Consider the following 11,351-nt stretch of genomic DNA (forward strand, 5'->3'; position numbering starts at 1 on the left):
ATTGTTTGATCTAACGCTCAGCAGCGAGATTTATAACTGCATAGAATAAACCAGAAGTGATCTATTAAAAAGGTGCGTATTAAGGAGTATTACTTATGAGTGGAAAAAGTTCAGCACTATTAGCCTTATATCAGTCACTATTCGAACAGGTGAAAACTACGTTTGACCAAGATAACTCATTGACAGCGAAGAGCTTATTCAAGTCAGTGACCCAGGGTAAAGAGTATTTAAAACTTAAATCTCATTCCGATGAAGAAGAGCTCGCATTAGTAGAAGAATTTTTAAAGCGAGACATAGCAGCTTTCTTAAATGAGGAAAATGCCGATAATTTGAGTTATAGCCCTATGGTTATTGGGATTGAAAATACATTATGGCAGTGGTTGAGCGAGATAACGGATCGAAGCCAAGTGGAGTGGCACGAGTTGTTACAAGATTTTAAACATCATGGGGTTTATAAGTCTGGGGAAATCATTAACCAAGGCAAACTGACCTGTAATAAGTGTGGTCATCAAATGCAAATTGATTTTCCTGGGGTAATCCCCGACTGTCCAAAATGTGATTACAACGAATTTTCACGGGAGCCGTTAACGCCATAATTGGTAACTTAACGCTTAAAACTCTATTCGGTAATGGCAGTGGCTTGCACTGCTGTTACCGACCATCTCATCATATGCTGTTTGCATTTCTATCATGGCGTAACTGATCCCTTGTTGTTTAAGCAATTCTTCGGCTTGTTTTATTGAGTTGAAACATAATGGTTTGCCGTCTCTATCATGAGCACGTTGAAAATTGCCATCAAGATCTTTAAGACCCAGTAGGTAATGATTTGAGTCTGCGTAGCTAATAATGGTGGGATGTTGAGTTTGTTCAGCAATGGCTAGCTTTATTTCAGATAGTTGCATAATAACCTCCAATAGTGGTTTGTTAAGGTTATTACGTCGCAAACTTGAGGCTAGTTCAATTTTTATACTGCAATCGGTCGCAATGACGGATTTTGGTTAGCAACCGCTTGATACTATCTGGTATTTGGGACCTGTATTTGCGTCAACGGCTTGGGTGTAAGAGAAGTAGCAATTATCATTGGTTACTTGGCCATTACCATCTTTATCATAGCCGATATAAGTGAAATCAACACCTTGATATTGAACGGTAAAGACGTCATCTATGATGATCCATTTTTCGACATCTGTGTTATCTAAATAGCCCCATTTTAATCGTGTTTCAAATAGACCATCATTGTCGATATCAATATCGATCAAGTCATCGCGATTTTGAACGGCTTGCACGTTTAGACTGGTCATTTTTGATCGAGCATACACTAAACTATTGGCGGTTTTGGCACTGCTCATTATGCCAGATAGGGCCTGTTGTCTCGCTTCTGAACTGAGGCCAATAAATTTAGGCGCAGCAACAACCGCTAAAACACCTAGAATGATGATTACCACAACCAATTCAATTAGGGTAAACCCTTGGGATAAATGATTTTTTTTGAATTGAATCGATTGTGACATCATATTAGCCATTATTTACGTAAATAGTTTATTACACCCAATAATACTAACAAGCCACACAGTATCAGTAAGGGTAATTGACCTATCTTTCGAAACCAAGTTTGTCCTTGAAACAGTTGAATATTGGTCACAAGTACTCCGGCTTCAAATTGAGGAATCGCATCGGTGATACGTCCGTGTGGGTCAACGACGGCAGTAATGCCATTATTGGTCCCCCGCAATAGTGGTTTACCCATTTCAATGGCGCGCATCTGCGCTATTTCCATGTGCTGTAATGGGCCATTTGACGCACCAAACCAAGCATCGTTTGATACGGTAAGCAGCATATCTGTTTCGTCGGTTACACTCGCCCTTACTTGTTCTGGGAAGGCTATTTCATAACAAATTGCCGGAGCGATATGGTAACCGAGTGCGACTAAATTAGGCTGGGTATAGTCACCTCGTTGAAAAGATGACATCGGTAAATTAAAAAATGGTGCGATAGGGCGTAATAAACTGGCAAACGGGACAAATTCACCAATAGGCAATAAATGATGTTTTTTAAACTGGTTACTGCCATCACCAATGTAGTCAGCGCTTTGTTGGTGCTTTTGATGATAATTACCGAGGACGATTAATGAGTTAAAAAAGTCTTGTTGCTGGTGGCTAATAATGCCGGTAACAATTGCCGTGTTGTTAATGCTGGCCACTTTACTGACATCCATTAGAAAGTCTTCCACCATGGCTTCTGGTGCTGGAATGGCGGCTTCTGGCCAAATAACAATATCGACACTGGACGCATCATCAAATTGCTCGCGGGTCATGTCCATGTACTTCAGCATGGTTGGCCACAATGCATCGGGTTCCCACTTCATACTTTGGGGAATATTGCCCTGTACTAATGCCACTTTAACGGTTTTGCCACTGGTAGAAATAGGGTTGAGTAATGGTGCAGCCCACGCACTCAATGCCAAAATCGGTAATATAACCAACACAGGGAAGATGCGTTTTTGGGTTAATAGTATTAAAGAGCCCGCCACCAATGCGACGATAAAGCTCAGCCCCAAGGCACCAATAAAACTGGCTAATTCACTTAGCGGGCCTAATGTTTGGCTGTAGCCGGCCCAAATCCAAGGAAAACCTGTAAATACCCAGCCGCGTAGCCATTCTGTTAGGACCCATAATGCTGGAAATAGACCAAGATAAGTGAAGTAGGGATTTAAAGTGTATTTAGATGTGCGAGATAACTTGCTGAGTAAATATCCAGCTATGGCGGGATAAATCGCCAGATACATTGCCAGGATCGCCATTAACGTTATCGATACAAAAATCGGCATGCCGCCGAAAGTATCAATACTGACATGCACCCAGCTAATGCCAATTGCAAAACAACCAAAACCGAAACTGAGCCAGTAATATAAACTTTGTTTAGCGGTTAATGTCTGGCTCTGCCATAGAGCAAAACTTAATGCTAAAGGAAATATGGCCCAAATTTCATAAGGCGCAAACGATAATGCCGTACTGGCGCCAGCAATAAATGCCGCCACCAGACGGACAATACTCAAAGAAGAGTATAGAGATTGAGTTTTTAGCACGATTTAGTCGTCGAATTCTTCACTAATATTAGGGTCTGGCAGTTTAACACGAAGTTGCACCAAACGGCGGTTATCAGCGTTAATCACTTTGAACTCAATATTATTAATCACGATGCTTTCATTACGTTCTGGTAAGTGGCCAAATGCATGCGACACCATGCCACCAACGGTATCAAATTCTTCATCGCTGAAGTTGGTGCCACACGCTTCGTTAAAATCTTCAATTTCAGTGAGCGCTTTGACCATAAATACTGTGTTACTGAGCTTTTTAATTTCAGTGTCTTCAACCGAGTTGTGATCAAATTCATCTTCAATTTCACCGACAATCTCTTCGAGAATATCTTCAATCGTCACTAAGCCTGATACCCCACCATATTCATCGACAACAATGGCCATGTGGTAGCGTTGCGAACGGAATTCTTTGAGTAGTACGTCGACTCTTTTACTTTCAGGTACCACCACTGCAGGGCGTATAACTTGGGCAAGAGTAAAGTTTTCATCAGATTGTTTGAAGCCGTATTTGATCAAATCTTTAGCCAGTAAAATGCCTTCAATATGATCTTTATCTTCATTAACAACCGGGAAGCGAGAGTGACCTGAATCCATGACAATTTCTAAAAACTCATCGACGGTCGAGTCTATTTGAATGGTAACAATTTGCGCTCTTGGTATCATAATGTCGCGCACACGAAGGTCAGAAACCTCTAATACACCTTTAATCATTTCGCGTGTGTCTTCTGTAATGAGGTCGCGCATTTCGGCACCTGCAATCACATCAACTAAATCTTCGCGATTTTGAGGTTCGCCCTGAAATAGCTGGTTAATTTTATCGAACCAGGTTTTCTTGTGGGCGTTTGTACTCGGGGGGATATCGTCACTCATAATATTTACCTAAACAGGGCTATCTATAAGATATTCCTTGTTTATTTATGCTTCCTTATAGGGGTTTGTAAAACCTAAGCCTTCAACAAGTTGGGTCTCTAATGACTCCATCTCATCGGCTTCTTGGTCGATAATATGGTCATAACCCAGCAAATGCAAGCAGCCGTGTATGACCATGTGTGCCCAGTGTGCGTTTAGCGGTTTATTTTGCTCAATGGCTTCCTGTTCCACCACGTGTGCACAGATAACCAGATCACCTAATAATGGCAATTCAACCTCAGGTGGTGCTTCAAACGGGAATGACAACACGTTGGTCGGTTTGTCTTTACCGCGATAGGTTAAATTGAGTAGCTGACTTTCAGCTACTTCAACAATGCGAATCGTTAATTCCACTTCAGGCATTGTCTGCCCTACCGCGGTACGTACCCAAGTTTCAAATTCTGCTTGAGTCGGTAAATTCAGATTGTTCACTGCAATTTGCAGGTCAAGATCGAGTGATATCATGGGCTGACTCATTGAGGGCTGGCTTCTTTTTCAAGTAATTGACGTTTTTGCTCACGTTCACGATAAGCTTGCTCTTTGGCCGCTTTTTCGAGTTGTTCTTGTTGCTCGAACGCTTCGTACGCTTCAACAATTCTTGCTACAACAGGATGGCGAACCACATCTTGGGCGACAAAGAAGTTAAAGCTGATTTCAGATACTTTGCTGAGAACCTCAATGGCATGACGCAAACCAGACTTTTGACTACGGGGTAAATCAATTTGGGTGATATCACCGGTGATCACCGCGCGCGAATTAAATCCAATACGGGTTAAGAACATTTTCATTTGTTCAACCGTAGTGTTTTGCGCTTCATCTAAAATAATAAACGCATCATTAAGAGTGCGGCCGCGCATATAAGCCAGTGGGGCCACTTCAATCACGCCGCGTTCAATTAACTTTTCAACTTTCTCAAAACCCATCATTTCAAACAAAGCATCGTAAAGAGGGCGTAGATAAGGATCGACTTTCTGGCTTAAATCGCCGGGTAAAAAACCGAGTTTCTCGCCTGCTTCAACCGCTGGACGCGTTAATAGAATACGGCGCACTTCTTGACGTTCATAGGCATCAACTGCCGCAGCAACTGCAAGGTAGGTTTTACCGGTACCGGCTGGGCCAATACCAAAACTGATGTCGTGACGAGTAATGTTATGCATGTACACACTTTGATTGGGTGTACGAGGTTTAATCACGCCACGTTTAGTTTTTATATGAATACTCGTGTCGTCGTTGTCTTGTTCCGCCTCAAGGTTAATCGCTTCTTGAATGGCTAAATGAACCACTTCAGGTTCTAAGTCCGGAGTGCTACCTTTGACGGTTTGAGTTTCAATGTATAACTGACGTAACAAATTATTGGCATTGAGGGCATTACGTGGCAAACCGACAATCGTAAAATGGTTGTCTTTATGGACAATCTCAACGCCTAATCGGCGTTCAAGTTGTTTGATGTTGTCATCAAATGGGCCGCATAATGACACGAGGCGGCGAGTATCTGCAGGTTCTAGATACAAATTCATGGTGGTGACTTTAGTGGTCAAATAAGGCTCCAGGTGTCGAATTAGGACAAAAATAATGGCTTGTAAATGCCATACTACAGTAATGACAGTTTACGAGCCTCTGCATTGAATTACCATAATTAGCCTAATTTTAGACAAAATTAAAGGCGGACAAGCCGCCTTTAATATCGTTTAAACAACAAACATTGATTATGGCTTAAAGTGGGTTACACCTAATGCGTCATCTTGCTTGTGTTTAGCCAAAATATCAGCCGGATGTAAACTGCGACGTAAATCCATTTCATCTTCACCGCGGACAAATTCACCGCGCAATGAGTGGGTATAAACATCAACAATTTTCACATCAACAAAACTGCCGATGTGAGTGTGCGCGGCTTCAAAGTTAACCACACGACTGTTTTCAGTACGACCACGAAGCTCCATTGGATTCTTTACTGATGGACCTTCGACTAAAATACGTTGAACCGTGCCTAACATATGACGGCTATAGCGCATTGCTTGTTGAGTAATACGGTCTTGTAAAATGGCTAAACGCTGCTTCTTTTCTTCATCGCTAACATCATCTGGTAAGTCTGCTGCTGGTGTACCAGGGCGTGCGCTGTAGATAAAGCTAAAGCTGTGGTCAAAACCGACATCTTCAATCAGTTTCATGGTGTCGGCAAAATCGTCCTTTGACTCACCAGGGAAACCAATAATAAAGTCAGAGCTGATTTGAATATCAGGACGGGCTTTACGCAGACGACGAATAATCGACTTGTATTCAATCGCCATGTGACCGCGTTTCATTTGGGTCAAAATACGATCTGAACCTGATTGCACAGGTAAATGCAGGAAGCTCACCAATTCAGGCGTATCTGCATAGACATCGATAATGTCTTGAGTAAATTCAATCGGGTGGCTGGTGGTAAAACGCAGACGGTCGATACCATCAATTGAGGCCACTAGGCGCAATAATTCCGCAAAGGTACATATCTCATCATCATGAGTGGCACCGCGATAAGCGTTAACGTTTTGGCCTAGTAAATTGACTTCACGTACGCCTTGAGCGGCTAATTGAGCCACCTCAAGAATCACGTCATCTAATGGACGGCTGACTTCTTCACCACGGGTGTAAGGCACCACGCAGAAAGAGCAGTATTTACTGCAACCTTCCATAATGGACACGAATGCCGTTGGACCGTCTGCACGAGGTTCTGGCAGGCGATCGAACTTTTCAATCTCAGGGAAACTGATATCAATCACGGCTTTTTCGCCACGTTGAATTTGTTCAATCATCTCAGGTAAGCGATGCAGAGTTTGCGGGCCAAAGATAATATCAACACATTGAGCGCGATCTTTAATGGCTTTACCTTCTTGCGAGGCAACACAACCACCCACCCCAATAATTAAATTAGGATTTTTATCTTTTAAAGATTTCCAACGCCCTAGCTGATGGAACACCTTCTCCTGTGCTTTTTCACGAATAGAGCAAGTATTAAGCAGCAGTACATCTGCTTCGCTTGCGTCATCGGTCAAGGTATATCCTTGATAGTCGTCTAATAAATCAGCCATCTTTGATGAGTCATACTCATTCATTTGACAGCCCCAGGTTTTAATATGAAGTTTTTTACTCATCAGTGCTCGCCAGTAAATCACAGTAAAAATAGCGCGACATTTTACCTGTTGTCAGGCGGTCTGGCTAGTATTAGTGCAAGTTTCACGCATTTGAATGTAAATTTTGCAATAGCCTTAAAAATAGTAATGACTATTCGTTTGGATTAAACTTGATAAGTTATAACGAGTAAACATCGCATTCAGTGGCTATTTAGGCTTAAGTTACGATTAAAGCCTCGCTACATTTCCGTGGTTTATTGATCTAGGGCATAATCGAACCATTAGCATGCACCATCGTCATGGTTTTATTTTGGTCTGTTTTATCGCCCTCATGGGGGCGTCGTTCAGCAATTGTAGATGTGATTTTTCACCGCTAAAGGGTGATAGCACTAGTTGCCAAGCTAATGTGCCGCCAAGTAAGCCATTATGGATGTCATCGCGTATAGGTTAATAATGATTATTAATGCCCAACAGAGGTTCAGTTAATTCGTTTTTCATTGGCTGTTATATTGAACATAAACTCATTTCACTATTTATGGATGTAAACACAATGCAAGATGCTTCACTCACATCAACGAACGCTACTGGCGATGCGACTCATTATGATGTTGTGGTCGTGGGCGGCGGAATGGTCGGTGCGGCTGCCGCGATTGGATTAGGTCAATTAGGACTTAGCGTGGCGGTGATAGAGTCCCGTCAACCGCAGCCTTATGATGTAGAACAGCCATTAGATGTGCGAGTGTCTGCAGTCAGTGTTGCATCTGAACAATTATTAACCCGTCTTGGTGCCATGGATGAGCTGTTGTTGATGCGCCATGCGCCATATACTGGCTTAGAAACATGGGAGCTCGACGATTGCCTTACGGCATTTAGCGCAGAACAAGTGGGTCAAGCGCACTTAGGCTACTTTTTTGAAAATCGGTTAATTCAATTAAGCCTATGGCAGCAAATCCGGAGAATGGATAATGTCACCTTATTATGTCCGCATAAAGTGACCCAATTTGGCCGTTTAAGTGATAGTCAGCAAGTGAGTATTGAGCTTGATAATGGCGATAAAATCACGACAAGATTATTGATTGGCGCCGATGGTGCTCATTCGCAAGTTCGTCAATGGGCTGGTATTGGTGTCACTGGCTGGGATTATGCGCAGTCGGCGATGCTAATTAATATCAGTACTCAAACCCCACAGCAATCAGTAACCTGGCAGCAATTTACCCCTGCTGGGCCAAGAAGCTTATTGCCGCTTCCTGGGAATCATGCGTCATTAGTCTGGTACGACGATGCCAATCGCATCAAACAATTATCACAACTTAATGATCTGCAATTAGCACAACAAATCAGGCAGCATTTTCCGCCGCGTTTAGATCCTAATTTCACGGTTGAGAATAGAGGTAGCTTTAGACTCACTCGCCGACATGCCCAAGGTTACTACCAAGATAATTTAGTGATTATTGGTGATGCCGCCCACACGATTAATCCATTAGCTGGCCAAGGAGTTAATATTGGCTTCAAAGATGTTGATGTGCTGGTAGCTCAGATTGCCAATGCCATTGGCAGTGGGGAAATATGGTGGCACACGCCTGTGCTAAAGCGATATCAGCAAGCGCGTTATTACGATAATCAACTGATGATGACCGCGATGGATGCTTTTTATGCGGGGTTTAGCAATGATTTATTACCGTTAAAACTGCTGCGTAATGGTGCATTGAAATTGGCAAATATCGACTCACCATTAAAGCGAAAAGTGCTCAAGTATGCCCTTGGATTGACTTAAACTCTTCGCTAACCCAGTTCGGCTTTTTGGGTTTGCGTTATTGCTCCGCACGCAAAACTTGATGGGGACATGATTAACGCTAAGGCTTGAGTGGCTTTGAATGATTACATTATGAGTGAAATTGGTATAAAATGCCGCGTTTTGCATCATGTGTATTTTGATGTACCCCATGAAGGCATTTAGCAATAGTGTTTGCTAAGAAACTGACTAGGTTGTGATGAGTAACATTAAATTGATTGTCGGGTTGGCAAACCCGGGTGCTGAATACGCGCAAACTCGCCATAACGCTGGTGCATGGTACGTGCAAGAACTGGCACGCATTTGCAGTGTTCAATTAGTACCAGAGAGTAAATACTTTGGCGTCACAGCTCGGGCTATTTTACACGGTAAAGACGTGCGCTTGCTGATCCCAACAACCTATATGAATTTAAGCGGTAAGTCTGTGGCAGCGTTAGCTAACTTTTTCCGTATCCTGCCTGAAGAAATATTGGTTGCCCATGATGAGCTTGACATGGAACCGGGCGTGGCTAAATTCAAATTAGGTGGTGGCCATGGTGGTCATAATGGCTTAAAAGACATTATTGCTAGCTTAGGCAACGACAAGAACTTTCATCGTTTACGGATTGGCATTGGTCATCCAGGCGATAAAAATAAAGTCAGCGGCTACGTACTGGGCAGGGCACCTGCGGTAGAGCAAGAGCGAATAAATGCGGCGATTGATGAAGCGGTTCGTTCCACCGAGATTTTATTTAACCAAGACATGGCGAAAGCTATGCACAGATTACATTCGTTCAAAGCAGAATAAGCCAGGCTAGTTTTGTTTTAACACCCTTTCGACATCATTATCCAATGGGATAATTCTACATATATAAAGGTAAGCATATGGGTTTTAAATGCGGCATTGTTGGTCTTCCAAACGTAGGTAAGTCAACGTTGTTTAATGCGTTAACACAAGCAGGGATTGAAGCGGCAAATTTTCCGTTTTGTACTATTGAGCCAAACACCGGAGTGGTACCTGTACCTGACTCACGTCTCGACGCGTTAGCTGCCATTGTCAAACCTCAACGCATTTTGCCGACGTCTATGGAATTCGTTGATATCGCCGGTTTAGTCGCTGGTGCATCGAAAGGTGAAGGTTTAGGCAACAAATTTTTAGCTAACATTCGCGAAACCGATGCTATTGGTCATGTGGTACGTTGTTTTGAAGATCCAAACATTGTTCACGTAGCCAATAAAATTGACCCTGCTGGCGACATTGAAGTGATTAACACCGAATTAGCCCTAGCCGATTTAGATGCCTGTGAACGGGCTATTTTTCGTCAAGCTAAACGCGCTAAAGGCGGCGATGCGGATGCCAAATTTGAAGTTGCAGTGCTTGAAAAAATGCGCCCAGCATTAGATGAAGCTAAAATGCTACGTTCATTAGAATTAACCAAAGAAGAATTAGCCGCAGTTGCGTACCTAAACTTTTTAACCTTAAAGCCGACCATGTACATAGCTAACGTGGCTGAAGACGGTTTTGAAAATAATCCTCATCTTGATGTTGTGCGTGCTATTGCGGCAACAGAAAATGCAGTGGTTGTGCCTGTGTGCGCTGCGATTGAGTCAGAACTCGCTGAAATGGAAGCTGATGACCGCGCCGAGTTTATGACTGACTTAGGTATCGAAGAGTCTGGTTTAGACCGCGTGATCCGTGCAGGCTATGAATTATTAAATCTGCAAACGTATTTTACTGCTGGTGTGAAAGAAGTACGTGCATGGACAGTACCTGTTGGCGCATCAGCACCACAAGCTGCTGGTGTTATCCACACCGACTTTGAACGTGGCTTTATTCGTGCGCAGGTGATGGCATATCAAGATTTTATTACCTACAAAGGTGAAGCGGGAGCCAAAGATGCCGGTAAATTACGTGTCGAAGGTAAAACCTACGTTGTTAAAGATGGCGATGTGATGCATTTCTTATTTAATGTCTAAGCAGCATTTAGATTAAGTAAAAAATCATAATAAGGGGCGTAAAGGATATTTTAGTCAGTTAATTGGCTTTATTTTGTCGATTCGGCATTCAGTTTGGTGAAGTTATAGCCGAACAAGACGAATTGATGAAAATAGCGAAAAAAACCAGTTGACCTAGATAACCTGAATAAGCATAATACGCCCCGTTCCTCGCCAAGAGGGATTGCAAGAAATAGTGGCAATATAGCTCAGCTGGTTAGAGCACAGCACTCATAATGCTGGGGTCGCAGGTTCAAGTCCCGCTATTGCTACCATATTTCTTACCCATCTGCTCAAGATGTTAAACTAGAGTGTTGTGCGGGAGTGGTGGAATTGGTAGACACGCCAGATTTAGGTTCTGGTGCCGCAAGGTGTGAGAGTTCAAGTCTCTCCTTCCGTACCATTTATTAGAGATGTTGGCTTAGGCGGATGTTTCAAAAAGTTTGATTGGGATATCGCCAAGCGGTAA

General features: G+C 42.9%; 11 protein-coding genes and 3 tRNA genes (1 of these 14 running past the window's edge). 7 read left to right on the forward strand and 7 right to left on the reverse strand.

Annotation, left to right across the window (positions count from 1 at the left end; translation table 11 throughout):
- The first annotated feature begins 95 nt into the window (after positions 1-95).
- Complete coding sequence (locus tag ACED29_RS09875) at positions 96-596, forward strand: zinc ribbon-containing protein (protein ID WP_124017811.1); 501 nt, start codon at positions 96-98, stop codon at positions 594-596.
- Positions 597-611: 15 nt separating this feature from the next.
- Here the strand turns inward: ACED29_RS09875 and ACED29_RS09880 are convergent, their stop codons facing one another.
- The 7 genes from ACED29_RS09880 to miaB all read right to left on the reverse strand — a co-directional run bounded on the left by ACED29_RS09880 (position 612) and on the right by miaB (position 7,137).
- The gene (locus tag ACED29_RS09880) at positions 612-902 is read right to left on the reverse strand and encodes a DUF6482 family protein (RefSeq protein WP_371697574.1); all 291 of its coding nucleotides are present in this window, start codon (positions 900-902) and stop codon (positions 612-614) included.
- A 96-nt stretch (positions 903-998) separates the two neighbouring features.
- Positions 999-1,511, reverse strand: coding sequence for a type II secretion system protein (locus tag ACED29_RS09885; RefSeq protein ID WP_371697615.1), 513 nt, complete (start codon positions 1,509-1,511; stop codon positions 999-1,001).
- A gap of 11 nt (positions 1,512-1,522) precedes the next feature.
- A complete protein-coding gene (lnt, locus tag ACED29_RS09890; protein ID WP_182722451.1) occupies positions 1,523-3,085 on the reverse strand; it encodes an apolipoprotein N-acyltransferase in 1,563 nt (520 codons plus the stop codon).
- Between the two features lie 3 nt (positions 3,086-3,088).
- Positions 3,089-3,967 carry a CNNM family magnesium/cobalt transport protein CorC gene (corC, locus tag ACED29_RS09895; protein WP_124017814.1) on the reverse strand — a complete coding sequence of 293 codons (879 nt, stop codon included), beginning with the start codon at positions 3,965-3,967 and terminating at the stop codon, positions 3,089-3,091.
- Between the two features lie 45 nt (positions 3,968-4,012).
- On the reverse strand, positions 4,013-4,483 hold the full coding sequence (gene ybeY / locus ACED29_RS09900; protein ID WP_182742006.1) for an rRNA maturation RNase YbeY: 471 nt from the start codon (positions 4,481-4,483) through the stop codon (positions 4,013-4,015).
- A complete protein-coding gene (locus tag ACED29_RS09905) occupies positions 4,480-5,544 on the reverse strand; it encodes a PhoH family protein (RefSeq protein ID WP_182698670.1) in 1,065 nt (354 codons plus the stop codon). The genes ybeY and ACED29_RS09905 overlap by 4 nt, the downstream gene beginning before the upstream one ends.
- Before the next feature lie 168 nt (positions 5,545-5,712).
- The gene (gene miaB / locus ACED29_RS09910; protein WP_371697575.1) at positions 5,713-7,137 is read right to left on the reverse strand and encodes a tRNA (N6-isopentenyl adenosine(37)-C2)-methylthiotransferase MiaB; all 1,425 of its coding nucleotides are present in this window, start codon (positions 7,135-7,137) and stop codon (positions 5,713-5,715) included.
- Positions 7,138-7,666: 529 nt separating this feature from the next.
- Between miaB and ACED29_RS09915 the strand changes: the two genes are divergently transcribed.
- From ACED29_RS09915 to ACED29_RS09940, 6 genes are all read left to right on the forward strand, one after another.
- A complete protein-coding gene (locus ACED29_RS09915; protein ID WP_259396201.1) occupies positions 7,667-8,890 on the forward strand; it encodes an FAD-dependent monooxygenase in 1,224 nt (407 codons plus the stop codon).
- Positions 8,891-9,107: 217 nt separating this feature from the next.
- Positions 9,108-9,695, forward strand: a complete 588-nt coding sequence (gene pth, locus ACED29_RS09920) for an aminoacyl-tRNA hydrolase (protein ID WP_124017818.1) — start codon at positions 9,108-9,110, stop codon at positions 9,693-9,695.
- Between the two features lie 77 nt (positions 9,696-9,772).
- A complete protein-coding gene (gene ychF / locus ACED29_RS09925; protein ID WP_124017819.1) occupies positions 9,773-10,864 on the forward strand; it encodes a redox-regulated ATPase YchF in 1,092 nt (363 codons plus the stop codon).
- 216 nt (positions 10,865-11,080) lie between these two features.
- Positions 11,081-11,157: transfer RNA gene (locus ACED29_RS09930), tRNA-Met, on the forward strand.
- 43 nt (positions 11,158-11,200) lie between these two features.
- A tRNA-Leu gene (locus ACED29_RS09935) sits at positions 11,201-11,285 on the forward strand.
- 45 nt (positions 11,286-11,330) lie between these two features.
- Positions 11,331-11,351, forward strand: a tRNA-Gln gene (locus tag ACED29_RS09940); it runs 154 nt beyond the window's last position.

It is taken from the genome of Shewanella sp. 5S214 (assembly GCF_041439795.1).
In the GTDB taxonomy this organism is placed as follows: Bacteria; Pseudomonadota; Gammaproteobacteria; order Enterobacterales; family Shewanellaceae; genus Shewanella; species Shewanella vesiculosa.

What these genes read in the sequence shown, in the direction of transcription:
- ACED29_RS09875 (WP_124017811.1), top strand. Translation starts at nt 96, where the DNA reads ATGAGTGGAAAAAGTTCAGCACTATTAGCCTTATATCAGTCACTATTC.
- ACED29_RS09880 (WP_371697574.1), bottom strand. Translation starts at nt 902, where the DNA reads ATGCAACTATCTGAAATAAAGCTAGCCATTGCTGAACAAACTCAACAT.
- ACED29_RS09885 (WP_371697615.1), bottom strand. Translation starts at nt 1,511, where the DNA reads ATGTCACAATCGATTCAATTCAAAAAAAATCATTTATCCCAAGGGTTT.
- corC (WP_124017814.1), bottom strand. Translation starts at nt 3,967, where the DNA reads ATGAGTGACGATATCCCCCCGAGTACAAACGCCCACAAGAAAACCTGG.
- ybeY (WP_182742006.1), bottom strand. Translation starts at nt 4,483, where the DNA reads ATGAGTCAGCCCATGATATCACTCGATCTTGACCTGCAAATTGCAGTG.
- miaB (WP_371697575.1), bottom strand. Translation starts at nt 7,137, where the DNA reads ATGAGTAAAAAACTTCATATTAAAACCTGGGGCTGTCAAATGAATGAG.
- ACED29_RS09915 (WP_259396201.1), top strand. Translation starts at nt 7,667, where the DNA reads ATGCAAGATGCTTCACTCACATCAACGAACGCTACTGGCGATGCGACT.
- pth (WP_124017818.1), top strand. Translation starts at nt 9,108, where the DNA reads ATGAGTAACATTAAATTGATTGTCGGGTTGGCAAACCCGGGTGCTGAA.
- ychF (WP_124017819.1), top strand. Translation starts at nt 9,773, where the DNA reads ATGGGTTTTAAATGCGGCATTGTTGGTCTTCCAAACGTAGGTAAGTCA.